Annotated in this window: 21 protein-coding genes; 14 read left to right on the top strand and 7 right to left on the bottom strand. The window is 70.5% G+C overall.

The genetic code is table 11. From position 1 onward, the window contains the following. The first annotated feature begins 189 nt into the window (after positions 1-189). Both CW362_RS45335 and CW362_RS24685 read left to right on the top strand, forming a co-directional pair. Complete coding sequence (locus CW362_RS45335) at positions 190-324, top strand: hypothetical protein (RefSeq protein ID WP_276313692.1); 135 nt, start codon at positions 190-192, stop codon at positions 322-324. Between the two features lie 479 nt (positions 325-803). Next, a complete protein-coding gene (locus CW362_RS24685) occupies positions 804-1,907 on the top strand; it encodes a phosphatidylinositol-specific phospholipase C domain-containing protein (RefSeq protein ID WP_240658017.1) in 1,104 nt (367 codons plus the stop codon). A gap of 140 nt (positions 1,908-2,047) precedes the next feature. Here CW362_RS24685 and CW362_RS24680 read toward each other — a convergent pair whose 3' ends face one another. From CW362_RS24680 to CW362_RS24670, 3 genes are all read right to left on the bottom strand, one after another. Beyond that, on the bottom strand, positions 2,048-2,926 hold the full coding sequence (locus tag CW362_RS24680; RefSeq protein ID WP_103551711.1) for a geranyl diphosphate 2-C-methyltransferase: 879 nt from the start codon (positions 2,924-2,926) through the stop codon (positions 2,048-2,050). A 15-nt stretch (positions 2,927-2,941) separates the two neighbouring features. Continuing rightward, positions 2,942-4,195, bottom strand: coding sequence for a family 2 encapsulin nanocompartment cargo protein terpene cyclase (locus CW362_RS24675; RefSeq protein ID WP_103551710.1), 1,254 nt, complete (start codon positions 4,193-4,195; stop codon positions 2,942-2,944). Positions 4,196-4,265: 70 nt separating this feature from the next. Next, entirely contained in the window at positions 4,266-5,678 is a 1,413-nt protein-coding gene (locus CW362_RS24670) for a family 2B encapsulin nanocompartment shell protein (RefSeq protein WP_103551709.1), read from the bottom strand. A gap of 405 nt (positions 5,679-6,083) precedes the next feature. Between CW362_RS24670 and CW362_RS24665 the strand changes: the two genes are divergently transcribed. Further along, complete coding sequence (locus CW362_RS24665; RefSeq protein ID WP_240658015.1) at positions 6,084-6,605, top strand: hypothetical protein; 522 nt, start codon at positions 6,084-6,086, stop codon at positions 6,603-6,605. Between the two features lie 806 nt (positions 6,606-7,411). Here the strand turns inward: CW362_RS24665 and CW362_RS24655 are convergent. Next, a complete protein-coding gene (locus tag CW362_RS24655) occupies positions 7,412-7,864 on the bottom strand; it encodes a hypothetical protein (protein ID WP_103551707.1) in 453 nt (150 codons plus the stop codon). 37 nt (positions 7,865-7,901) lie between these two features. Between CW362_RS24655 and CW362_RS24650 the strand changes: the two genes are divergently transcribed. The 3 genes from CW362_RS24650 to CW362_RS24635 all read left to right on the top strand — a co-directional run bounded on the left by CW362_RS24650 (position 7,902) and on the right by CW362_RS24635 (position 11,670). Further along, entirely contained in the window at positions 7,902-8,618 is a 717-nt protein-coding gene (locus tag CW362_RS24650) for a hypothetical protein (RefSeq protein ID WP_103551706.1), read from the top strand. Between the two features lie 687 nt (positions 8,619-9,305). Continuing rightward, the gene (locus CW362_RS24640; RefSeq protein WP_103551704.1) at positions 9,306-9,818 is read left to right on the top strand and encodes a GNAT family N-acetyltransferase; all 513 of its coding nucleotides are present in this window, start codon (positions 9,306-9,308) and stop codon (positions 9,816-9,818) included. A 154-nt stretch (positions 9,819-9,972) separates the two neighbouring features. Next, a complete protein-coding gene (locus CW362_RS24635; protein WP_103551703.1) occupies positions 9,973-11,670 on the top strand; it encodes a serine/threonine-protein kinase in 1,698 nt (565 codons plus the stop codon). Between the two features lie 92 nt (positions 11,671-11,762). On the opposite strand, the gene CW362_RS24630 is transcribed toward CW362_RS24635, so the two are convergent. Next, entirely contained in the window at positions 11,763-13,235 is a 1,473-nt protein-coding gene (locus CW362_RS24630; RefSeq protein ID WP_103551702.1) for a hypothetical protein, read from the bottom strand. Between the two features lie 606 nt (positions 13,236-13,841). Between CW362_RS24630 and CW362_RS24625 the strand changes: the two genes are divergently transcribed. Continuing rightward, entirely contained in the window at positions 13,842-14,465 is a 624-nt protein-coding gene (locus tag CW362_RS24625) for a TetR/AcrR family transcriptional regulator (RefSeq protein ID WP_103551701.1), read from the top strand. 552 nt (positions 14,466-15,017) lie between these two features. Here CW362_RS24625 and CW362_RS42995 read toward each other — a convergent pair. Continuing rightward, on the bottom strand, positions 15,018-15,452 hold the full coding sequence (locus CW362_RS42995) for a helix-turn-helix domain-containing protein (RefSeq protein ID WP_240658014.1): 435 nt from the start codon (positions 15,450-15,452) through the stop codon (positions 15,018-15,020). Between the two features lie 222 nt (positions 15,453-15,674). Between CW362_RS42995 and CW362_RS24615 the strand changes: the two genes are divergently transcribed. Then, positions 15,675-16,490, top strand: coding sequence for an AfsR/SARP family transcriptional regulator (locus tag CW362_RS24615; RefSeq protein ID WP_240658012.1), 816 nt, complete (start codon positions 15,675-15,677; stop codon positions 16,488-16,490). Between the two features lie 18 nt (positions 16,491-16,508). Here the strand turns inward: CW362_RS24615 and CW362_RS24610 are convergent, their stop codons facing one another. Then, positions 16,509-17,537 carry a DUF2156 domain-containing protein gene (locus CW362_RS24610; RefSeq protein ID WP_103551700.1) on the bottom strand — a complete coding sequence of 343 codons (1,029 nt, stop codon included), beginning with the start codon at positions 17,535-17,537 and terminating at the stop codon, positions 16,509-16,511. A gap of 276 nt (positions 17,538-17,813) precedes the next feature. Here CW362_RS24610 and CW362_RS24605 point away from each other — a divergent pair, with 276 nt between their 5' ends. From CW362_RS24605 to CW362_RS24580, 6 genes are read left to right on the top strand one after another with little or no spacing between them, the layout of a single operon-like run. Continuing rightward, the gene (locus CW362_RS24605; protein ID WP_338069077.1) at positions 17,814-19,448 is read left to right on the top strand and encodes an aldehyde dehydrogenase family protein; all 1,635 of its coding nucleotides are present in this window, start codon (positions 17,814-17,816) and stop codon (positions 19,446-19,448) included. 16 nt (positions 19,449-19,464) lie between these two features. Next, the gene (locus CW362_RS24600; RefSeq protein WP_103551699.1) at positions 19,465-20,601 is read left to right on the top strand and encodes an acyl-CoA dehydrogenase family protein; all 1,137 of its coding nucleotides are present in this window, start codon (positions 19,465-19,467) and stop codon (positions 20,599-20,601) included. A gap of 8 nt (positions 20,602-20,609) precedes the next feature. After that, positions 20,610-21,929, top strand: a complete 1,320-nt coding sequence (locus tag CW362_RS24595) for an aspartate aminotransferase family protein (RefSeq protein ID WP_103551698.1) — start codon at positions 20,610-20,612, stop codon at positions 21,927-21,929. Then, on the top strand, positions 21,922-22,401 hold the full coding sequence (locus tag CW362_RS24590; protein WP_103551697.1) for a type II toxin-antitoxin system RatA family toxin: 480 nt from the start codon (positions 21,922-21,924) through the stop codon (positions 22,399-22,401). The genes CW362_RS24595 and CW362_RS24590 overlap by 8 nt, the downstream gene beginning before the upstream one ends. Further along, positions 22,401-22,928, top strand: coding sequence for a hypothetical protein (locus CW362_RS24585; protein WP_103551696.1), 528 nt, complete (start codon positions 22,401-22,403; stop codon positions 22,926-22,928). The genes CW362_RS24590 and CW362_RS24585 overlap by 1 nt, the downstream gene beginning before the upstream one ends. After that, on the top strand, positions 22,925-23,476 hold the full coding sequence (locus tag CW362_RS24580) for a flavin reductase family protein (protein ID WP_162684209.1): 552 nt from the start codon (positions 22,925-22,927) through the stop codon (positions 23,474-23,476). The genes CW362_RS24585 and CW362_RS24580 overlap by 4 nt, the downstream gene beginning before the upstream one ends.

Raw genomic sequence — 23,476 nt, 5'->3', positions numbered from 1 at the left:
TGAACGGCTCTCTCGCCCTCGGCGGTGGCGGAGGGCGTCGTCGTCCGAGGAGGACGCGGCGTCGGCGTTTCCCGGGCCGGGCTCCAGGAGCGTGGTGAAGGACCGGGTGGGGACGGCGAGTCGGGGCATCCCGGGCGGGCATACGGCCACAGCTGTCCGCCCGGCGTCCTGGCGCCGACGGTCTGTCTGATGCTGCGGGCGCCGCGCGGGCCGATGGCCGGGATCCGGTCGCGGTACCGGGCCGCCCGCAACGCCACGGCACGGGAGGAGGCGATCCGTGCCGGGCGGATCGACGCCGACGGGCGGAGCCTGCCGCAGCGGTGACGCGTGCCGGGCGTCGCGTGACCTCAGGTGACCCGCAGCGGCTCGTCATCGGCGTTCACGCCTGCCGCGCACACGGGTCGGCGCCCGGTCGGACCGGGCGCCGACCCGTGCCCGTACGGGTGCTGTCCGGGTCGTCAGCTGTTCTGCAAGGTGCTCCGGTGGTCCTGGTCGGGGAGGCGGAGCAGTGCCGCGCCGACCTGGGCCAGCAGACCGATCTCGCGGCGGACCCCCGGCCGGCTCCCCCGGCCGGGCGCTGACGGTCCCTCATCACGCGTCCGGCGCACGGTGCTTCCACGGCTGCCACTCGGTCGGCGACACCGTCCGTGGGCGTCGACCGGCGCAGTCAGGGAGCCGGGAGAAGATCGGCCGGAATCGTAGCTGACAGCAGGATTCTCGATCGCGTTACGTGTCATGTCTCCGTCGCTTAATGCACAGCCGTCACCGTCCTGACGGAGAGTCACCCCCACGATGGAGGCACCGTGACCGGTTCGACGAACCGCCGTAGATTTCCCCTCCGCCCGCTCGCGGCACTGCGTACCGCGCTGGTCGGCACACTGAGTCTGTTCCTGGCGTTCGGCGCCGCCGGATCCGGGGGCGCCACCGCCTCCGCCGCCGACACGGACGCGCTGCGACTGTCCGGCACCACCACGTCCGGAATCCACAACACCTACGACCCCGGCGCGTTCGCCTATCTCGCGCAGGGCCTCGACACCGGCACCTCGATGATCGAGCTGGACGTCTGGGACGACTTCTTCACCCAGGAGTGGAAAGTCAGCCACAGCAGCCTGACCAGCAACGGCAACAACTGCGTCAACGCCTCCACGGCCGCCGATCTGTACACCGGCGGCACCAACAAGGACCTGGAGAGCTGCCTGGACGACGTCCGGGTATGGCTCGGCGCGCACCCCGGCCATGGACCGCTGATCATCAAGCTGGAGATGAAGGCCGGTTTCCAGGCCAACCTCGGGATGAGCCCGGCCAAGCTGGACCGGTCCATCAGCGCGCACCTGGGCAGTCTCGTGTACAAGCCGAACGACCTGCTGAACAAGCCCGGCGGCGGCCAGTACGCCACCCTGGACGAAGCGGCGAAGGCCGGCAACTGGCCGACCCGGGCGCAGTTGGCGGGCAGGGTGCTGCTGGAGATCATCCCCGGCACGGTCGAGGAGAACAACCCGACCGACTCCCTGTGGACGGACAAGGAGTACGCGACGTACCTGCGCAACCTGCACACCGCGGGCACCACCGCGCAGGCGAACGTCTTCCCCTCGGTGCACAACGCCGCGTCGGGCGACCCGCGCACCCGCTACTCCGACACGACGCTGCGGCCCTGGTTCGTGGCCTTCGACGGCGACGCGGCCGCATACGTCGGCAACGGCATCGACACGAGTTGGTACGACACCAACCACTACCTGCTGTTCATGACGGACTCGCAGAACGTGTCTCCGGCTCTCGACGACGTCAGTCCGTCGTCGTCCGACGCGTCGGCGCGGGTCGCGCTGCTGGCCAAGGCTCATGCCACGGTCGCGTCGAACGACTGGCGGGGCCTGCCGGACGTGCAGTCGCTGGTCCTGCCGCGCGGCTGATCCACGGTTCCGCCGCCGACCCCACGGGCCCATGACGGCTCCGGTCCCCCCTGCGTGTGCGCGAATTCGCGGTCGGCCGCCCGGCCGACCGCGAGGTCCGGGCCCGTCGTGTGACGGGCCCGGGCCTGTCGTGTGGTCGGTCAGACGCGGTCGGCCGCGATCAGGAGGTACTGGAAGGACCCGTCCTTGTAGGAGTTGATGAACGCCGTCTCGATTCCGGTGACCAGCGAGGAGGTGGCACGCAGCTCCCAGTAGGGCAGGGTCTCGGGCGTCAGGTCGATGACGGCCTGCGGTACGAGCCGGTTGTTGGCCATGGCGCGGAAGTACTCCCGGCGCGAGTGGATGTTGCACTCGAAGTGCGCGTTGATCTGGGAGACCCACTTCGACGGTTGGCCGTATCGCGGGTTCCAGCAGCCGGTGATGGTCACGTAGCGGCCGCCGACCGTCAGGACGCGGGAGTGCTCGGCGAAGAGGTCTTCCAGGTCGACGTACATGCTCGACTCGTTGTTCCACGAGGCGGCGACCTGTCCCCTTTCGAGGGGGGTGTCGAGCATGTTGCACACGCGAGCGCGGACGTGGTCGTCGATGCCGAGTTCCAGGGCCCTGCGGTTGGCGAACTCCGCCTGCTTGGCCGACAGCGTGACACCCTCGACGTCGCACCCGAACCGCTGGTGGGCCATGACCATCGACCCGCCGCGGCCGCAGCCGGCGTCCAGGAGGGTGTCGCCCCGCCCGATGGGGCCGAGGTGGTCCAGGAGGACTTCGGTCTGCGCCGACTCCAGGCGGTGGAGTTCGGAGATCAGCCTGTTCTCGTACCCGCCGTCTCCGGTGTCCCCGAGGGCGGCGTGGTCGATGTCGCCGATGCCGTAGTGGTGGTGGTAGAGCCCGTCCACGTCGCCGAGACGCAGGTTGACGGGCCTGGCCTCACCGTCCCAGTAGCGCGCGATGTCCCCCTGGTAGGGCGAGGCGGGGCCGGGGATGAACGCGGTGGCGCCGGTGGTGAGTTCGGTGCTGGTCATGGTGGGATCCGTTCCTTACCAAAAATCGGGCAGGCTGTATCGGTAGGTGTTGGTCTGGTGCCAGTAGTGGTTGCCGTCGACCCAGGCGGCCACGCCCCGCAGGAAGCGCAGCACGCTCGGGACGGGGCAGGCGGCCGCCAGGGCGGCGGCTTCGGACTCGAACGCGCGCATGAGGTCGTTGTGGATCTCGACCGCTTTCAGATAGGCGTCCCGGTCCGGGACTCCCTCACGTTCGGCGATCACCACGGGCAGGTTCAGATGTCTGCCGGGGCTGTCGAGTTCCTTGGTGTACGAGTAGAGGTCGTTCACGATGGTGGTGGCGTTCGAGGCGAGCGCGATGACCCGCTGCATCTCCGGCTGGGCGTGCAGGTCCGCGGGCAGTTCGTATCCGCCGACGGTGTCGGTGATCGTCGGGCAGGGACGGAAGTTGTTGAACTGGCGCATCGCCAGATACTCCCAGACCTCGGGCACATGGTCCGTCTCGGCCCACGCGGCCTCCGCGAGGTAGCCCAGGTGCAGACGTGCCATGTCGTGCCGGTACCGGTCGGCCTGCGAGGGCGTGGCCTGCTGGACGAAGTACTCCATGGCGGAGCGGTAGGCACGCCGGGGCGCGTCCGACTGCAGCGACTCCGCCCACGGCTGCTCGTACTCCCGCGTCGTGAGCAGGGGGTCGAGAGCCGTGTGTGCCAGCAGAAGGCGGCTGCCGAGTCCGACGGGTGAACCGCCGTGGTCCTCGCAGTAGCAGTCGTCGAGCGCGTTCTCCGCGACCATCAGCCGTGTGGCGATCATCAGGCGGTCGACCGTGGGAGAGTCGGGATGGCAGGCCACCATGTAGCGTCCGACGGAGAAACCGTCGAACTGGTCCTCCCATTCCGGGGGGCAGGCCTGGACCTCGTCGACCGCCCATCTCTTGATCCGGTGGCTGATCTCCTCCACCCGTACCGGGTCCGGCTCTGCCACCGGGTGGTGGTACAGGCCGGGGACCGGCGTGCCCTCCACCGGCGTCCCGGGCTCCCGAGGTGTCGGCGGCTCCTCCCGCCGCGTCGGATACAGGCCGGTCGTGCCCACTCCGCTGGGTCCCCGCAGGATCCGTTCCAGGGCGGAGGCCGCCGGCCCCGCCACGGCACGGCTCTCCTCTCCGAGCCACGGGGTGAGGTCGCCGGTGGTGTCGCTGTGGGGTTCGGAGTGGGCGATACGGGTGCGGGCCCCGACGAGGGCCATGGCGTCAGCCAGGCGCGACTGCGAAGGGGAAGGCCCGGGCTCGGGCATCCTTGGCTCCTTGGTGGAATGGGCGAAGGCCTCGCCGGTACGGGGGCCGAAGCGGCTGGACGCGAGCCCTCTAGCCGCGGCCACGGGCGATCTGCACGTCTTCCAGCACGCCCAGCGCATCGGGCAGGAGGACCGCCGCGGAGTAGTACGTGGTGACCAGGTACGAGAGGATCGCCTGCTCGTCGATGCCCATGAAGCGCACCGACAGTCCCGGCTCGTACTCCTCCACCAGACCGGTCTGACGCAGGCCGATGACGCCCTGGTTGTCCTCCCCGGTCCGCAGGGCGAGGATCGAGCTGGTGCTCTCCTTGCTGATGGGGATCTTGTCGCAGGGCAGGATCGGGACCCCGCGCCAGCCCAGTACCTGCCGGCCGTCGAGGTCGACGGTCTCCGGGTAGAGCCCGTAGGCGCTGAACTCGCGGCCGATCGCCGCGATCGTCCTGGGGTGGGCGAGGAAGAACTTGGTGCTGCGGCGCCGGCAGAGCAGATTGTCGAGGTCGTCCGGCGTGGGCGGGCCGGAGTGACTCTGGATCCGCTGCTTGAAGGCGGCGTTGTGGAGCAGGCCGAACTCGCGGTTGTTGACGAGTTCGTACTCCTGGCGTTCCCGCAACGCTTCGACGGTGAGCCGGAGTTGTTCCTCCGTCTGGTTCATCGGACCGTTGTAGAGATCGGCGACCCTCGAGTGGACGCGCAGGACCGTCTGCGCGACGGAGAGTTCGTACTCCCGCGGGTGGAGTTCGTAGTCGACGAAGGTGCTCGGCAGCTCGGCCTCACCTGTGTGACCGGCCGACATGGCGATCTCGGCCTCGCCGTGGTGGTTCTGCCGCCGGAGGGCGAGCTCGCCGAAACGCTGTAGGTGGGCCCGAAGACCGGGAGCCGAGGACGCCACGGCGGCGAAGTCGGAGCGGGACAAGGTCAGCAGGGTGCCCGCCGTCCGGGCGGTGGCGGTGCAGTCCCATCTCGCGTCGGTGTCCACGAGGGCGCCCTCACCGAAGTGACCGCCGTCGGCGAGCACGGCGTCCGTCATCTCGTCCCCGTACTTGCCGGCGGACGTCCGGCTGATCCGGCCGTGGGCGATCAGGTGGACCTGCTCGGCGGGGGTGCCGGCACGGACCAGTACCTCGCCCGCCCGGAAGTCGCGTTGGACGCACCGGTCGGCGATCGCCGTCAGCACCTCGACGTCCTCGAAGCCGCGCAGCAGGGCCAGTTCACCGAGCTGACGGGGAATCACACGGACGTCGGCGCCGTCCTGGACGAACTCGACGCGTCCGTCGCCGACGTTGTGGCTCAGCCGGCGGTTCACCCGGTAGGTGCCGCCCTTGGTCTCCACCCAGGGGAGCATCCGCAGCAGCCACCGCGAGGTGATCTCCTGCATCTGCGGGGCGGACTTGGTCGTGTGGGTGAGGTTACGGGCGGCCGCCGTGCCCAGACTGGACTGCCGGCGCGGCTCCAGCCCCGCTTCCGGGCCGGTCTCAACGGTCATCGAGCGAGGTCTCCTTCGCGACGGCGTCGATCGGCGCACGAGCGCCGACCACTGGATGGGAAACGGGTGGGTGAAACGCGGAGAATCCGCCCAGATCCACGGGAACCGTAACGGCCGATGCGTCCGACCTGCCTGTCGTTCCAGCCGAGTTACCTCGATACAGCGATCTAGATCCATATCGGGTTTACCGAAGCGATCATCGATATTCGGACAGCGCGATCGAGATCCCGCCAACACCTGGCGGCGGCCCGCCCCTTGCCGCCGCCGACGCCCTCCCGCCGTACAACGGGAACGGGAACGGGTGTCCCCGGCGCCAGTGCGCCGGGGACACCGGCCGCGACGGCGCAGGTTCGTTCCCGAAGTCCGTCTGGTGCCACCGTCACGGGATGACCCAAGCTGGCCCGCATGGATTGGTTGCCACTGCTCTCCACCCTCGCCGGGGCCGCGATCGGCATCGGCTCCACCCTCATCGCCGATCGCAATCGGTGGAAGCACGAGGACGTCAAAGAAGCCCTTCGGCTGCGGCTCGACATCTACACCCAGTACACCACCACCGTGAAGGCCCTCGGTGAGACCTTGCGGACCCTGGCCGAGCGAGGGCACCCGTCCGACGAGGAACGGGCGCTCGCGCTACGCACGGCCTTCCGGGAGTCAGGCGTGGCCATCGCATCGGAACGGATGTGGCTCATCGCGCCCCAACCCGTCGTCAAGGCCTCCGACAGCGTGTTCCACTGCCTGCGACGCATCTGCGACGGCTACGCCGACGGCGCCGCTGTCAGCGGTCCGGAGGATCGCGCCCGCTGGGAGGAACGCGGCAGAGCCGCCGCCAGGATGCGCAAGCTCATGCGCGAAGACCTCGGCGTCGGCCCGCTCACCGAACGCCACAGCCCCCTTCTCGACGACCATGGCAGTCCCGCCGCACAGTGATCGTGACCGCGGCACCCATCGCTCCGGCGGGTGGCCACCAGGGGCGGACCTGCCCCGTCCCCCGGCCCGCCCACCCCTCATAGAAGCGGGACCCGGCAACAGCCGGGCCCCGCTCAGGTCAGGTCAGGTCAGGTCAGGTCAGGATGACGCTGCTCGGCGGCAGATCGGTGGTCATGTCTCCCGGATCCGCTGCCTCCACCACGCTGCCGCATGCCATGAACTCACCGATGCGGCCCGCGGATCGGGCAGGGTGCGTCGGAGGAACTCCGCATCGAGTCGGGCGACGACGGCGCCCAGCCTTCCCCGCGCCGCGGGCGGCAGCCGCCGGAGTGCTTCTTCGAGGGTGTCCCGAGCGTCCGTCGGGTCGCAGCACGGGCAGTCGCTCCAGGACAGATACAGGTATCGGCCGGGCTTTCGGAGGAAACTCTCGTATCGGTGCAAGGCCTCAGCGACAGCGCCGTGCCACAGATACCGGGCTTCGATCCGGTCGATGGCCGTCTGAGCCCGGCGGGGAACGCCTGGAATCCGGCGGGCGGAACGGATGTCGCTACGAGTCGGCCATCGCTGCGCGCGGATGGCGCCGGGCGGTCTACGCGCCATCGGCCTTTCGGGTCTGTGTCATGGAGCCCATCATGCCAGGACTCACGGTCACAGTCAGCAGCCGCTGTACCTCCGGAGGGCCTCATGGACGCAGCAGACCGGTCATGGACGCAGCAGACCGGTCGTGGCACTTCACGCCGCACCTCGGCGCCACCGACCTCCTGACATGCAGCGGCACCAGGCGCGAGCCGCCCTCATGGGGGCGGTCAGAAGCTCCAGCTGTAGAGGCCGCCGCCGGTGTTCACCGCAGACTCCGCGAGCCGGGCGACTCCCCGCAGGACCGCCAGCAGATCGTCGTCGGTCATGTCGTCCCCGTCCTCGGACCGGAGCCGCGTGGTCCAGCGTCCTGCGAGCTCCTCGAGTTCGGCGGGGCTCGCGCCGGCCAGCGCTCGGGTCAGCCGCTCCGGCAGAGCGAACACCTCGACGCCATCGTTCAAAGGGGCGGTGACCCACTCGGGCCACACCCACCCGTGGAACCGCTCGATCGACGGGACCTCGGCCGAAGGCTCCTCGAAGTACATGTCCCAATCGGCGATGGCAGTGTCCGGCTCGATGAAGCGGCAGGTCACGGACTCGAAGGCCGCACCGGGTCCCCGCAGGCGCGTCGCAGCGGCGGTCTTGTCGTCGGGGGCGAGGAAGAACACTATGTCGTGGGCCACCGGAGCATGATGGCAGCCCGCTCGCTACCTTCCTCTCATGGAACGGGCCATCATCCTGAGCGGTCTCGCCGCGAGCGGAACCGACACCGCCCCGCGGCGAGTCGTCGAACTCGCCGACGGGCTCGGCATACCGGCCGCCGATCTTCTCGCTGTCGCGGGCCACCCGGTGCCGGCGGAACTCCTCCCCCCGAAGCGCGACACCAGGGTCTTGAGGCAGTTCGCGTACCGCGTCAGTCACTGCGGCCACTCACAGCTCGCCGCGCTGGAGACTTTCGTCCGCTCACTGCCCCGCGTCGCCGCTCCAGAACCCTTCGTGCAGCAGGCCTGGCCGGGCCGCCGTCCCCCCGAGACCAGGTTCGCCGCCGTGCTCTGCGCGCTGGTCCGCAACCGCGGCTTCGCCATCGGCGATCTGCCGTTCATGGGGCTGTCCCTCAGCACGTTGTACGGGATGGTGTGGCGCTGGGACCCGAGCCCGCATCGTCGGCAGCAATTGTCCGCCGTGGCGGGCCCGTTGGGCTGGACCCTGCCCGATCTCTTCGCGGTCGCCGATGAACCGTACTCGGAGGAAATCCGCCCGATGCTGCACTGCCACCACCTCGGGCGGGTCCTCGCGGCGGCCGTCCCCTTGAGCACCGCTCAGCTGATCGAGACCGCGGAGGAAGCGGATCGACTGAGCGCGCGTCAGGAGCACGGCGTGTGGCGGCCGGTCTCACAGGGTTTCGCAGAGGAGTGCCCGGATGTTCAATCGCCTTGAAGTCGGTACGTTGCCACCGGGCCCCCGATGGGCTGCCCAGTTGCGGTTCCGGATCGACGGTGAGGACGTGGTGGCGGGAGCGGTCGGAGAGGGAGGCCGCGGCCCCTTCGCCGAGGAGGCACTGCCCGCTGACGGTCCCGGTCCTCTTCGGGCGACCGACGAGGGGCACCGTGCGGTGCTGGGGGAGCCCGAGTGCACAGGCGGATGCTGTGGGTACCTGTCCGTGTTCGTGCGGCGTCTCGGCGGGATCGTGGAGTGGTCCGGCTGGCAGGTGCCCGAGGGCGGGGCAAGACCCCCCGTGTTCCTTTTCGACGCCGGTCGATACGACGCCGAACTGACCCGAGCGCTGACGGACCGCGGGGACGGTTCCGGGAGTGATCGGCGCGCCGCCGGTCCTGCCTTGTGACGCGTGCCCGCCGGCCCGGCCCACCGGACCGCCCCGGCGGCGAGAGGTGCGGGCGGACCGTGGCGGCTCGCACGGACGAGCGCGGAACGCGGCAGGCGGGGCGGGCGGCCGCCGGGTTTCGGTCCCGCGGATGATCAGTGGGGGGAGCTCCGGAACCAGCCGGTGATGTCGGGCGCGTGTTCTTCGAGGAATCCGCCCGCGCGGGCCGCCGCTTCTTCCGCGGTCGCGTGACAGGTTCCGTCGGCGACCGCGCCGGAGAGACAGCCCTAGAGTCATGGACCATGACCGTGCTGCATGGCGACTCCGTCACCCTCCGGCCCACCGTCCGCGACGACGTCCCCGCCCTGGCCGCCATCCGGGCCACGCCGGAAGTACGCGCGCGATGGCGGGGCGGGGACGATCTCGAGGCGGACGTCGAGGCCGACCTGCGGGACAAGGGGACCCGATGCCTGACGGTGGAGCACGACCGGCGGATCATCGGCATGATCCAGTGGTACGCCGAGGAGGAGCCGGACTACCGGCACGCCGGCATCGACCTCTTCCTCGATCCCGCGGTGCACGGCAGGGGCCTGGGCACCGACGCCGTACGGACACTGGCCCGGCACCTCGTCGACGCCCACGGCCATCACCGTCTGATCATCGACCCGGCGGCCGACAACGCCGCCGCGATCCGCTGCTACACCAAGGCCGGCTTCCGCCCGGTCGGCATCATGCGGCGCTACGAGCGCGGCCCGGACGGCAGTTGGCACGACGGCCTCCTGATGGACCTCCTGGCCGACGAGGTGGTGCGCTGACCGCCACGCGCCACCCGCTACCCACCGCTCGCCGCCCGCAGCCCGCCGCTCGCCGCTCGCCGCCGAACGGGCTGTACAGGCGACCACGACCGCGATAGCGTCACATCGACGAGAATTCTCGTCGATGTGACGCTATTTGTTTCGAGGGGGAGCCATGACACAGGCGCTGCTCGCCGGGCGATACCGGCTCAAGGACGAACTGGGGCGCGGCGGCATGGGGGTCGTCTGGCGCGCGGAGGACGAACGGATCGGCCGGACGGTGGCGCTGAAGGTACTGCCGCCCGAATACGGCGTGCCGGCCGCGCAGGACCGGCTCGCCTCGGAGGCGAGAGCGCTCGGGCGGATATGGGACCCGCGCGTGGTCGCCGTGCTCGACTACGGGCAGGACGCGGACGGCACGGTGTTCGTGGTCATGGAACTGGTCGCCGGTCACACCCTGGACCGGGCCGCCGCCGGCGCGTCGGTGCCCTTGATCCTGGACTGGGCCGGACAGATCTGCCGGGCCCTGGAGGTCACGCACGCGGCCGGGCTGCTGCACCGCGACATCAAGCCCGGCAACGTGATGGTCACCCCCACGGGGGCCGTCAAGCTCCTGGACTTCGGCATCGCCCGGTTCGTCCGGGAGCCGGACCCGGCCGGCCCGCTCACCCTTGCGGGGCAGGCGATCGGAACGCCCGCCTACATGGCCCCCGAACAGCTCGGCACGCCCGGGACGGTCGACGGCAGGGCCGATCTGTACGCCCTGGGCTGCGTGCTGTACGAGCTGCTGACCGGAGCCCGCCCCGAGTGCGGTGGCCTCTACGAGAGGAAGCTGCCGCCCCCGCCCTCCCTCCACTCGCGCGAGCCCCTGCCCGCCGAGGTCGACGGACTGGTCCTCGCGCTCCTCGCCCCGGACCGGGCGGACCGGCCCGCCGACGCCGGGGCGGCGCGCACCATGGTCGAGGCCGCGATGGACGCCTGGAGCGGGACGTACGGGCCGCCCGGGTCCGTCGCACCCGGGCGGCCCGGCGGTACCGGTGGAGACACGTCCGGTGCCCCTTCCTCGTACGCCCCGACCGTCCTCCTGGACGTCGTGGCACCGTCCCCCGCACAGGGCGGCCCGGCGCCCCGGACCCGGATCATGCCGGTGTCCATGTCCGGCCTCGACCGCGTCCGCGAACTGGCCGACTGGCAGCGCGGCCACCTGGAGGCGTGCCGGGACCCGCGTACGCCCGCCGTCAAGGAACTGCGCCACCTCGTCGAGGAACTGGTCTACCTCCCGGCGGCCCTGCTGGCTCACACGGACCTCTCCGGCCTGAACCTCGACAGCGCCGTCCTCATCCGGGGAAGGCTGGCCGGAGTCCGACTGACGGGCACTCAACTCTCCTTCGCCCTCATGCCGTTCGCCGATCTGCGCGAGGCGCACCTCGTCGGCGCGGACCTCGCGGGCACCTACCTCGGTTCGGCGGACCTGACGGGCGCGGACCTGACGGACGCCCAGCTCTACACGACCCACCTCACCGAGGCGAACCTGGTGGGCGCGCACCTGACGGGCGCCAACCTCCTGTCCGCGGTGCTGTCCGACGCCGATCTCTCCGGTGCCGACCTGCGCGGCGCGGTCCTGTACGGCGCTTCACTCCGCGAGGCCCGGCTGAGGGGTGCCGACCTCTCGGGCGCCGACCTGCGGGACGCCGACCTCGCCGGCGCCGACCTGAGCGGTGCGCGCTGGTCCGTCGAGACGCGCTGGCCGTTCCCGTCGACCGCGCTGCGGAAGCTGTCGTACTCCTCGCAGGCACCGGGCGGATTCGTCCTGCCCGACCCCTGCGTCTCGCTGAAGCTGCGCCGGCTGCTGGACGGTGACGACGGCCGGTAGCTCCCGATGGTGCGCCGACGCCCCTGGGTGCCTCGGCCGCATCCGCCCGTACGGCGGATACGGGGCCGGAGCGGGTGGTCGCGGCGTGACGGCTACAGGCCCGCCCGGGTCAGCAGTCGCTCCATGTGCTCGACGGGAAGGAACGGCAAGGCACCGGCGGCTTCCGCGACGTGCTCCGAGGAGTCGGCGAGAAGGCGGAGCAGGGACGGGAGCGGGAGGTTGCGGTGGGGCGCGACCGCGAGGCGGACGCGGGCTTCGGGGTCGGAGGCCAGCTTCTCGGCGAGTTCCGGCGGCAGATCCGGATCGCGGGGCGCGAAGGAGCGGAGCCGGGGCTCGGGGTCCGTGGCGAAGCGGCGCAGGGTTTCCGGGGAGAAGGTCAGGACCTCCTCCCGGTCCCACCAGAACGTGAACTTGTCCCGTCGGCGGTAGCGGCGTTCGATGTCCTCGGCGGTCGCGGGATCGACCAGGTGCGGAGCGGTGTGCGCCATGGTGAGGCGGACGATCTCCTCCTCGTCGTCGAGCAGACGGGCCACGGCGTCGGCGGGAAGGGTCCTGGCGGCGGCCGCCGAGACCCGGAAGCCGACGTAGGGCGAGTCGACGTGGGGCAGCGGATCGGCCGTGACCCACGGCAGGCGCAGGATCCGCAACTCCGTCGGTGCGGCAGTGTTCCGATACCACTGCAGGACTGTCTCGTCGTCGGCGTCGAGGCTCGGGTCGGCCGTCGAGCGTGAGAGTTCGTGGACCGAGGCGTGGATCTCCGCCCGTACGTGCTCCGGCGTGTCGGGGCGGGCGAAGACCTTCACCCGGACGTTCAGGGCCGGATCGACGGCGAGGACGTCGCGGACCGACGGCGGCAGGTCGGGATGCCGGGCGAGCTCGGCGCGCACCTCGCCGTCCGGGTCACCGACGAGCTGCTGGAGGGTGTCCGCGTCGAGAACGGCGTGGATCACCGCGCCCGCCCGGGTCACGGGGTCCGCCAACAGGGCCGGCAGCAGGTCCGGGGGCGGTGTCGGATGCGGCCCGTGCGCGAAGTAGGTCGAACAGGCCGCGGCGCGGACCTCGGCCTCGGAGTCGGTCAGCAGGGTCCGGCGGACCGCTTCCGGCGCCTGTGTCCAGTGCTTCGCCAGCGTGGCGCGGATCGCGGGGTCGGGGTCGGCGGCGAGACGGGCCCGGAGGTCGGGCGGCGTGTGACGGCCCTGGGCCAGGCGCTCGCGGACCTGTGGCTCGGGATCGTCGACGAGCCGCTCCAGCATCTCCCTAGGCGCGGTCGCGGCGCGCATGACGAGCGCGGACCGCACCGCCTCGTCCCGATGGGAGGCCAGGCTGACGCGGAACCGGTCCGGCAACCGGTCGTTGAGCGCCAGGCCGTGCAGGAGCCAGTGGTCGTCGGTCGCGACGATCTCGGCGATCATGTCCTCGGTGAGGTCGGGACGCCCCGCCACCTTGCCCATGCCCCGCCGCCGTCCGAACAGCCGCCGGACCAGGGGGGCCGGCAGGGCGGGATTCACCGCCAGCCCGTCCATCACCTTGTCGAGGTGGACGGGAGTCACGGCATCGGTGTCCATGCGGCCAGGATGTCAGGCGGACTCCGCCACCACGCCGCCGGGCCGCGGCCCACACCGGATCGAAGCTCACCCGGTCCCGGATCACCCGACAAGCAGCTCCGCCGCCCGCCGGTACTGCTCGGACCGTTCCTCGGCCAGCCTCCACAAGGCGATCGCACCTCGCACGCCCGGGCCGGCAGCTCCGCCGGACGCCCCCGCGCGACGCCGAGCGGCGCCGGACGCACGCGGGCACGCGGGCACGCGGGAGCAGCTCTCGCCCGAGGTGCCCGCGATCGTCGTCAACCCGCAGGCACACCGGCACACCGGAGCAGCACATCAGTCGCACGGGACGCGACCGCCTGACGTCTCATCACTTGACGCTCGCTCAGAACGTTTACACCGGGCCCCCTTTGTCGGAGCGCGCGGACGGTGGCACTCTCGTCACCGAGCGCGCTTCCGCCGACTCCCGGGCGGGACCGGCGGAAGCGCGCGGAGCGAAGACGGTCGGCGCCGCCCCCGCGCAGGAGCGGGGTGGCGCGGTCACCGGCGCGAGCGGCGCCGCGGCCCCGGGTGGACGGCCCTCACGACGCGGCGTGAACCACGTGCCCGTCATGGCACACTGCGGCCATGACTGACGGCAACGCCTCCGCGGCGCCGCACGCCCGGCCGGATCCTCCCCGCGTGGCCTGGCGCAAGGAGATGCGCGAGCGGGTCATCGCCGAGGCCAGGTCACTGGCCGCCGAGGACGGCTGGGACCGCGTCCGGGTGGCCGACCTCGCCCTGCGCGCCGGCGTGTCACGCCCCTCGATCTACAAGGAATTCGGCGACCGGGCGGGCATCGGCCGCGCCCTGGTGGAGCACGAGACGGACAAGTTCCTCATCGGCCTCGCCGCGGTGCTGGACACCCACCGCGGCCGTCTCGCCCCCGCGCTGGAGGCGGCCGTGGCCCACTCCCTGGAGCAGGCGGCCGTCAACCCGTTCGTCGGCGCCGTACTGACCGCCACGCGCGGGGGCACGGATGCCCTGCTGCCCTTCCTGACCAGCAGACCCGAACCCGTCTTCTCCAGCACCCGGCGGCTGCTCTGCGCGTGGTTCGGCGAAACGGTCCCGCAGGTCACCGAGGACCGCCGCGCCGCGGCAGCCGATCTGACCGTACGCCTCACCCTCAGCCACATGCTGCTGCCCTCCCACGATCCGGGGGCGACCCCGTCCCACATAGCGCGGACCGTGTGCGCGACCCTCGGCGCGTGAGGCCGTCGCACGCCGGAGCGGGGCCGGCCGGGACCGGCGGCGCCGGGCGAGAAGACGATCACTCTCCGGGGAGGGCGCGCCGGACGGAGGGGCGCCCGGACTCCGGAGACCGACGGGCCGGCCCCGCCACGGACCATATTGCTGCGCCATCATTGTTGCTGCAACATATTCGCAATAAAGGGGCGAGGTGCCCTGCCCGATCACCCGTCCGGGAAGGGAGCGCGCCCGGTGGACACCTGTACCCCCGGCCCGGCCCGCGACCACACCGCGCCCGCGTCGAAGCCGGTCACCGGGGCCCGCTCCGCGTCCCGTCGCCCCCTTCACGGCCCCGGCGTCCGGCGGGCGAGCCGGGGCGAGCCGTCGCGAGCGACCGCCCGACCGGGACGGCGGCGCCGGCGCGCGGCACCGTGCGCGTCCGGCCACTCGGACAACCGGCCGGATGCCGCCTTGCACCAGGGGTGCCCGCGGCGCGATCCGGCCAACCTGCCGACGCAACCCAGGCATTACGCCCATGTGGCCGGCCGTGCCGGAACAGGGACGCGCGGGTTACATCTACGCGCGGCGCAAACCAGGTCGGGCGGTCGCGGTCGAGGTGAGGATTCCGCTCAGGAGGACGGCCAGACTCCCGAGAGCCTCCGCGTCACGCTCCCGCCTCACCGCGTCCCCCCACGTTCGCAGCTCGGCATTCACCTGCCGAAACACCTGCTCATCGATGAGATAGGCCCACCGCGTGATCCCCAGGCCGCGCGTGACCGTCACCAGCGTCTCGATGGTCAGATTCGCGCCCTCCGCCGACTCCGCGGCCGTCAGGGTGCGTTTCGAGACACCCGTGCGCTCGGCCAGCTCCGACAAGGTGAACGGACCTTCCGGGTGATTCTGCCGGATATGGCGCAGTCGGCGGGCGATCGCGGGCATCACCGCTCCATCGTCCTGCCCGTCCGGGAGCCGGGTGGAGTACCAGGTCCATCCGGTGTCGCGGTTGGCCATTTCCAGACCTCCGGTGCAATCTATTGCGACGTCGATCCTGCGACGTCGAAAGGATTATTGACCGCCCCGTCACGCCGCCCCTAAGCTCAGCGGCAGCTATGCGAAACGGGGGCAGAGAATGAAGACTCGAAAGCGCTGGCGACCCGGTGGAAAAGGCATCGCCACGCCACCTCCTCCCCACGTCGGAGGACGGAGATCAAGTACGGCCCATAAGATCGTTCCATGCACCTCGAGCGTCTCGAACAGGCGTATCCAAAATCGGACATCGAGGGAATGCAGATGCAGGTGAACCTCTTGGGCGCGATGGAGATAATAGAGGACGGCATTTCTGTCGTACTGGCCGGGGAAAAACTTCGCGCCATCATCGCGACGCTCGCCCTGTCGCCCGGGGTATCGGTCTCCTCGAACGATCTCATAGACGAATTATGGGGAGAGCGTCCACCGAAGAACGCCGCCAATTCCCTTCAGAGTCATATCGCCCGACTGCGCCGGATCCTCGCGGAAGGCTCCGGCAAGCCGCAGGTGCGGGAGATCATCGAGACCAGCTCCTCCGGATACATACTGCGCATCGGCGCCCGTGACGTCGACGCGCTCCGGTTCGAGCAGTCCGTGGCCTCGACGGAACGGATCAGTCATGTGCCGCAGCAGGTGGCCGACCGGCTCGACCAGGCACTCGCGCTGTGGCGGGGCCCGGCCCTCCTGGACGCGGGGCCCGGCATGATCTGCCGGACGGCCTACGCGGGACTCGAGGAGACTCGTCTGATCGCCCACGAAAGGCTCATCGACGCGCGGCTCGCGCTGGGGGAATACCAGGGAACGGTCCCGGAGATCGAACAGCTCTACATGCAATACCCCCTGCGGGAACGATTCTGCGAGCAATTCATGACCGCGCTGTACCATTCGGGCCGGCAGGCGGAGGCGCTCGACGCCTATCAGCGCACACGCCATCGCCTGGCACACGACCTGGGCCTCGAACCGAGCGAAAGGCTGCAGACGAGGTTCCAGCGGATCCTGAACCATTCGCGGGCGGGCCGATGAACCGAACCGGTCCCGCCGTCAAATGGAGTTCGTCACCCTGAGGATCTGCCAGATGGCTCCGGGGCGCACCCTTCCTTCGAAGGCGAGATACTCCGGAAGTATCAGGTCGGGCGCCCACTTCTCCTTGTAGGCGAGCTGGCTTCGGGAAGGATAGACGGACTCACCTCGCTCGGCGAGCAGTCTCATGAATTTCGCCGTGAGTGGACTGTGACCGGGCAGCTCGTGCTCGGGGAGCAGACCCGTGAACGGAGTGAAGCCGAAATGCAGCCATTCCGCGCCCTCCGCCCGGAAGATATCCATGGCCGTGGAGTTCAAGGCTTCCATCACGCCGGGCGGGGTGTCCGGACCCCGCCGGCTCAGATCATGGAGCCAGCCCGGGCTGGAGCCGTAGGAGGGCGAGTAGGAGATGTAGGCGACGGGCACGTCGTCCAGGAGGCCGACGAAGAGCCTGCGATGTTCCTGTGCCGGCCCCCCGAGCTGCCCCACCAGGAACGCGATCTCCTTGACGTGCCGGCCCTTCGAGTTCAGCCAGGTCCTGTCGATGTGGCCGACGGCCTCGGCGTACCGGCTGAACTCCGCCTCGCGTATCTCCAGTCCGCTGCGCTTGGCTCGCGATATCTTGTTGCGCAGCTTGACGAACTTCGAACCACGAAGAGAGAAGTCCGACAGCTTGACGGAGTATGACGCCCCGACCTGGTTGACCACGAATCCCTCGGAGTCGTACAGCTCGGTGTCCGCCGCCTGAAGCTGTATCGCGGAGATGAGACGCTTCTCTTTCTTCGCGAACTTTTTGAACTCCCGCAGCAGCGCCGCCTGTTGTTCCTTCGGGGCGAACACTCCCCCGAATTGGACGAGGTACCGCCCGGCTCTGCGGTAGACGATGACCCCGTCCTCCCCGGGCACGAGGAAGACCTCGTTTCCGCTGTTCAGGGCCAGAAAGGCACTCGGGTTTTCCGCGTACTTCTCGATGGCGGACCTGATCGGCGCCCTTCGGGAGTCGCCCGGGGAATCCGGATCCGCATCGGCCTGCGCCTTTGACCGCCTCATGGAGGAACCGTCCCTTCACGTCACCTCGCCGCGCCAACTGGGTGAGCAGCGTAGTGATTTCCTCGGCAACGCTTCTGACAGGGCCGTTTCAGCGGGCTGTCAGCGCTTTTTCAGTGGCCGCTGCGAGGGTCTGGAGAACTTCGGAGCATCCGACGGGAAAGAGAACAGCGACAGCAGGGAGTGAGAGTGGGGATCACGCAGTTGTCCCTCCCGGATCCGACGCCGCCCAGTCCGGCACGAGAAAGCCGGACATCCTTCAGGTCCTATTCCTCCTACGTGGGCGGGCAGGACCACGAAAGCGACTCCTGGGTCTATGTCGTGGATTCCTCGGTATTACTGGACGACGCGTTCGCGAGTCTGTCGCTCAAGCGGAAGCTGGAGCAGGGGCGCATCACACCCGACTCCCTGCCGCCGAGCATCGTCGGCCGTGTGGCGAAGGCCGACCGGCCGACGGTCGAGGCGGCGCTGGAAGCCGCCGCGGCGGCGGCGCCGGCCTGGGCGGCCTTCCCTCTGGAGACGCGACTGGACAAGGTCGGCGAGCTGCTGCGGCGGAGGCTGTCCGAGCGCGCCGAGGAGATCACCCGGATCCTGGTGTCCGAGGGGCATCCGCTCGCCCTGGCCCGCTGGCAGGTCTCGGGAATGCTGGAGTGCTTCGGTCCGGAGTCGGTGGGCTTCTACCACGCGCAGATGCACCAGGAGTTCCGGCAGGGCGAACGGCGCATCCAGATCCGCCGCCTCCCGGACGGTGTGGTGTGCCTGAACCCTCCCCACAACGCTCCCCTCTCCAGCGCCCTGCTGGGCGTCACCTCCGTCATGGCCGGCAACTCCCTGGTCGTGCGCGCCCCGCGAAGCGCTCCTCTCGGCGTGATGTACGTCCTGCACGAGGTGGTGAGGCCCGTACTGGAGGAGGTCGGGGCACCGCCCGGCACGCTCAACGTGGTGTGCGGCGACCCCGCGCCGATGCTGTCCGCGTGGGTGGACAGCCCCCATGTCGACGACATCATGTACTTCGGCAGCAGCGAGAACGGCGTCCGGTTCCAGGAACGCTGCATCGCCGCCGGGAAGAAGCCGATCCTCGAACTCGCGGGCAACGACGTGGTCGTGGTCTGGAAGGACGCCGACCTCGACCTGGCGGCCGAGGCGTTGACGGAGAGCTTCTACGGCTCGGGCCAGCTCTGCATGATCCCCAACCAGGTGGTCGTGCATCCCGATGTCGCCGACGGTCTCGTCGCACGGCTGATCCGTCAGATCGGCCACATCCGCCCCGGCCGGCCGGGCGAGGAGGACGTGCTGCTCACCCCCGTGCTGCGCAACGAGAAGTTCTTCAGCTGCCTGCGCGACGCCCTGGACAAGGGCGCCGAACTCGCCTGCGGCGGCCACGCCATGCAGGCCGACGAGACCCGCGACGCCGCCGGCATCTTCCTCGAACCGACCGTCGTGGTGGTGCGCGGCCTCGAGGGCGCACGCGAGGTCGACGCCGTACGGCACGAGACGTTCTTTCCCCTGCTGCCCCTCGTCGTGGCGGAGCCCGCCCCGGACGAGGTCCTCCTGGAGCGCTTCGTCGAGTACATGAACAGCAACGAGTACGGCCTGCGCAATTCGCTGTGGGCGGCGTCGTCGACGGTGGTCGACACCTTCCTCGCCCGGATCCGCACCGGCGGACTGCTGAAGATCAACGACTCGCACATCGGCTTTCTCCCCTATCTGCCCACCCACGGCGGAACCGGTCTGACCGGCGGCGTCTTCGGCGAGGCCAACTACCCGATCCTGCGCACGAGCCACCTCCAGGGCGTCAGCATCAGCTCCGGATCCAGGCCCCGGGACGCGGTCTTCGGGCGGTGGAAGGCCCTGCAGAGGAACGGTTCGCGCAGCGCTCCCGCGTCGGTCCACCCCAACGATCACCAACCGTGAGGAGGCGCGAGCTCTCGTGCATTCACTCGACGCAGCACGTTCGACCTGTGAGGCCTTCCTGCCCGGGCTCCTGGGCAGGCTCGACGACATCCCGCTGACCGAGCTGGAGCGGCCGGGCAGCCCGGCGATCGATCTCTTCCGTTCCCACGCCGGTCCCGGCCTGGTGATCCCCAAGACCTATGCCGGCGCGGGCGCCAGCCCGCTCCAGGCACTCGAGGCGACCCGTGCCCTCGCGGCGTCGGCCCCGTCCCTGGCCGTGGCGACCACCATGCACCACTTCTCGGTGGCGACGCTCTTCACCCTCGCCGACAGCCTGCAGAGCAGCGGCGTGGAGTGGGCGCTCCTGGAAGGCATCAGCTCGCAGAACCTCCTGGTGGCCTCCGGCTTCGCGGAGGGACGGCCGGGCAGCGGGATCCTCTCTCCCACGATGACCGCCCGGGCCGCCGACGGCGGCTACACGATCAACGGCGCGAAGAAGCCGTGCAGCCTGTCCCGGTCGATGGACCTGCTCACCGCGAGCGTGGCCCTCCCCCGCGAGGACGGCGGCGGCGACATGGCGGTGCTGCTCGTGCCCCGGGCGGCCGAGGGCATCACCGTGCACCCGTTCTGGTCGAGTTGGGCGCTGGCCGGCGCGGAGAGCGACGAGGTCCGGCTCACCGACGTGTTCGTCGACGAACAACAGGTCATGCGGACCGAGTTGGGTGACGCCGGCGAGCTCGACGAGTTGCAGACGGTCGGCTTCATCTGGTTCGCGCTGCTCATCTCCGCCTCGTACGTGGGGATCGCCAGCGCGCTCGTGGAGCGGGTGGTGGCCCGTGGGCGCGGCAGCGACTCCGATCGCGCCCGGCTGGTCGCGCGCCTGGAGTCGGCCATGCTCCTGCTGGAGGGCACGGCTCGCATGATCATGGACGGCGAGACGGGCAACGTCGCCCTCGGCAAGGCCCTGCTGGCTCGCTTCGGCTGCCAGGACGCGCTCGGCGAGACGGTGCGCCAGGCCGTCGAGGCGCTCGGGGGCATGGCGTTCATCGAGTCCTCGGACGTCGCCTACCTGGCCGCCTCGTCGCACGGTCTCTCCTTCCACCCCCCGTCCCGCGCCGGCTTCGTCGGCCCCTTCCTCGAGCACGTCGAGGGCCGACCGCTGCGGCTGTCCTGAGGAGGACCATGAACACGGCATCGGTACCCGCCGCGCCGCCCGCGGGGGACGACGGACGGGCGTACGACCGAAGCGCCCTCGGGGCCCTGTACCGGACCCGGCTCAACAAGGGCCGGGCGGTCCTGGGCGAGATGTTCGGCGGGCACGTCGAACTGGAGTCGCGGGGCGCCTGGGTGATCACCGCCGAGGGCAGGCGCATCCTCAACTGCGGTGGCTACGGGGTACTGCTGCTCGGCTCACGGCACCCGACCGTCGTACGTCTGGTCGAGGAGCAGTTGCACCGCAATCCCGTGGCCACGCGGGTCCTCCTCGAACCGCAGGCGGCCCTGGCGGCGGACGCCCTGGTCGAGGTGGTCCCGGCCGGTCTGGAGCGCGTCCACTTCGCCGGTTCCGGCGCGGAGGCCGTGGAGACCGCGATCAAGATGGCCCGGACGCACGGCAGGGACCATCTGGTGGCCACGTACGACGGCTACCACGGCAAGACCATGGGGGCGCTCAGCCTCACCGGGAAGGACGTGTTCCAGGCCCCGTTCCGGCCCCTGCTGCCCGATGTGCACCATGTTCCGTTCGGTGACGCGGAGGCGCTGGACGAGCTGCTCGCCACCATTCCGGGCCGGGGCTGCGTCGTCGTCGAGCCCGTCCAGGGAGAGGCGGGCGTCGTCCTGCCGCCCGACGGCTATCTGCGCGCGGTGCAGAGGGCCTGCACGCGCCACGGCGCGTTCTTCGTCCTGGACGAGGTGCAGACCGGCCTCGGCCGGCTGGGCACCTGGTTCGGGGCGGACCGGGAGGGCGTCACGCCCGACGCGCTGCTCGTGGGCAAGGGGCTCAGCGGGGGTGTGATCCCGGTGTCCGCGGTGGTGGCCACACCGCGCGCCTTCTCCGTCTTCGACCGTGACCCCTATCTCCACACGTCCACGTTCTCCGGGGTCCCCATCGCCATGGCCGCCGCACGCGGCGCGATCACGGCCATCAAGGAGGAAGGCCTGGTCGAACGCTCCCGCGACCTCGGTGCCCAACTGCTGCGGACCCTGGGCGACACGGTCCGGGAGCACTTCGGCGACGCGGTCCGCGACGTGCGCGGGCGCGGACTGCTGCTGGGCTTCGAGTTCCGCGAGCCGGGCATCCCCGGCGACCTGCTGATCGAACTGGTCTCGCAGGGTGTCATCGCCAACCACTCGCTCAACTCGCACCTGGTGCTGCGCCTGACCCCGCCCGCCGTCCTCGACGCGGCGGAGGTGTCCTTCCTGTGCGAGGCATTCGACAGGGCCTGCCGTGCGCAGGCGGCCCGGTACGTTCCGACTTCCGAAGGTGGACCGGTTCATGCGTAGCGTTCATGTGGCTCTTGCCGTGCGGGAACACGATCCGGGCGCGGTCTTCGACCGGGTGCGTCACTTCGCCGGCTACCCCGAACTCGTCCCGGTGGTCCGGTCGGTGACCGTGCACGAGGTCAGCGCCGAGGAGGAGACGAGCGACTGGGAGGTGTACTTCCGCAACGGAATCCTGAGCTGGACCGAGGAGGACCGCTTCGACCGGGCCGCCCTGACCATCCTCTTCTCCCAACTGGACGGCGACTTCGAGTCGTTCACCGGATCCTGGCGCGTCTCCCGCGAGGGCGCGGGCTGCCGCGTGGATTTCGACGCCGAGTTCGACTTCGGCATCCCGAGCCTGGCCGGGATCCTGGACCCGGTCGCGGTCAAGGTATTCAAGGAGACCATCGCCCGTATCGTCAGCGGACTGTTCACCGGCGCCGCCGTGATCGGCGACGAGGCGGTCGCAGAGGCGCTGGCGGGGTCGCTCTGATGGACACCAAGAACCTGTTCATGACCGGCACCACCGCGTGGCTGGTCCGCGCGGAGTACGGGCTGGGGCTGCTGGTGTCGGTGGTGCTGTTCTTCGCGCACCTCGGCGACGTGCGCTGGATACCCGCCGTCGCGCTCTTCGTCTACATCGACCTGATCGGCTATCTCCCCGGTGCCTACCGGTACCACCGCGCCCACAACAGGGACAAGGCCGCGGGCAAGGCCGGCGGCACCGAGATCCCGAAGGTCTACTTCGTCCTGTACAACGTGATGCACAGCCTGGTGACGCAGGGGCTGGTCGCCCTGGTGTGGATCTCGGTGTGGGGATTCGAGTGGGCCCTGCTGGCCCTGCCCATCCACCTGTTCGGCGACCGCGCGCTGTTCGGGAACTTCCTCAAGCCCTTCGCCCTGAGTTTCGAACCGGAGACGCATCCGGCGTACCGGCGCTTCCGGAGCGAGTTCGAGGCCTCCGCCGACGACGTACGGCCGGCGCGGTCCGCGCGGTCGCTGCGGACGGGATCTCTGTGACCAGCACGGCCGCCGACCGGCTGCTCAGGGTCTGGCCGCCCGGCCCGGCGGCCGAGCCGTCCGGTGGTACGGCGCACCGGCTGGCCACGGGAGTCGTGGTGCTGACCTGCGGCGGCGAGGCGGACGTGCAGGGCGTCACGGTCAGCACGCTGGCCCTCGCGTCCGTCGAGCCGCCCATGGTCTCGGTCGCGCTGCGGCGCACCAGCCGTGCCCTGCGGTCGCTCCTCGGCACCTCGGCCTTCGTCGCCAACGTGCTGGGCTCCCGCCAGGAGCAGCTGGCCCGGCACTTCGCCCGCAGGCGGCGTGCCACGGGTGTCGACCAGCTGGATCCCGGCGCCTGGGCCGGCCGGACGGAGGACGGCGTTCCCGTGCTGCGCGGCGCGTTCGGCTGGCTGGTGTGCAGTGTGCAGCGCACCGTTCCGGTGGGCGATCACGACCTGCTGCTGGCCAGGGTCGACCGGGCGGTACCGGGCAGTGGCGCTCCCCTGCTCAACTTCGCCGGCGAGTTGCATCAGCTGCCCGCCCTCATGCCTGTAGAAAGGGACTGA

Origin of the sequence: Streptomyces populi (genome assembly GCF_002911015.1) — a bacterium.
Taxonomy (GTDB): domain Bacteria; phylum Actinomycetota; class Actinomycetes; order Streptomycetales; family Streptomycetaceae; genus Streptomyces; species Streptomyces populi.
Note: the sequence above shows the minus strand (reverse complement) of the source record. Positions and strands in the feature narration are given on the sequence as shown.

Excerpts from the sequence above, each read along its gene's own strand:
- CW362_RS45335 (WP_276313692.1), top strand. The coding sequence starts at position 190 with ATGCTGCGGGCGCCGCGCGGGCCGATGGCCGGGATCCGGTCGCGGTAC.
- CW362_RS24680 (WP_103551711.1), bottom strand. The coding sequence starts at position 2,926 with ATGACCAGCACCGAACTCACCACCGGCGCCACCGCGTTCATCCCCGGC.
- CW362_RS24675 (WP_103551710.1), bottom strand. The coding sequence starts at position 4,195 with ATGCCCGAGCCCGGGCCTTCCCCTTCGCAGTCGCGCCTGGCTGACGCC.
- CW362_RS24670 (WP_103551709.1), bottom strand. The coding sequence starts at position 5,678 with ATGACCGTTGAGACCGGCCCGGAAGCGGGGCTGGAGCCGCGCCGGCAG.
- CW362_RS24665 (WP_240658015.1), top strand. The coding sequence starts at position 6,084 with ATGGATTGGTTGCCACTGCTCTCCACCCTCGCCGGGGCCGCGATCGGC.
- CW362_RS24650 (WP_103551706.1), top strand. The coding sequence starts at position 7,902 with ATGGAACGGGCCATCATCCTGAGCGGTCTCGCCGCGAGCGGAACCGAC.
- CW362_RS24640 (WP_103551704.1), top strand. The coding sequence starts at position 9,306 with ATGACCGTGCTGCATGGCGACTCCGTCACCCTCCGGCCCACCGTCCGC.
- CW362_RS24635 (WP_103551703.1), top strand. The coding sequence starts at position 9,973 with ATGACACAGGCGCTGCTCGCCGGGCGATACCGGCTCAAGGACGAACTG.
- CW362_RS24630 (WP_103551702.1), bottom strand. The coding sequence starts at position 13,235 with ATGGACACCGATGCCGTGACTCCCGTCCACCTCGACAAGGTGATGGAC.
- CW362_RS24625 (WP_103551701.1), top strand. The coding sequence starts at position 13,842 with ATGACTGACGGCAACGCCTCCGCGGCGCCGCACGCCCGGCCGGATCCT.
- CW362_RS42995 (WP_240658014.1), bottom strand. The coding sequence starts at position 15,452 with ATGGCCAACCGCGACACCGGATGGACCTGGTACTCCACCCGGCTCCCG.
- CW362_RS24615 (WP_240658012.1), top strand. The coding sequence starts at position 15,675 with ATGCACCTCGAGCGTCTCGAACAGGCGTATCCAAAATCGGACATCGAG.
- CW362_RS24610 (WP_103551700.1), bottom strand. The coding sequence starts at position 17,537 with ATGAGGCGGTCAAAGGCGCAGGCCGATGCGGATCCGGATTCCCCGGGC.
- CW362_RS24595 (WP_103551698.1), top strand. The coding sequence starts at position 20,610 with ATGAACACGGCATCGGTACCCGCCGCGCCGCCCGCGGGGGACGACGGA.
- CW362_RS24590 (WP_103551697.1), top strand. The coding sequence starts at position 21,922 with ATGCGTAGCGTTCATGTGGCTCTTGCCGTGCGGGAACACGATCCGGGC.
- CW362_RS24585 (WP_103551696.1), top strand. The coding sequence starts at position 22,401 with ATGGACACCAAGAACCTGTTCATGACCGGCACCACCGCGTGGCTGGTC.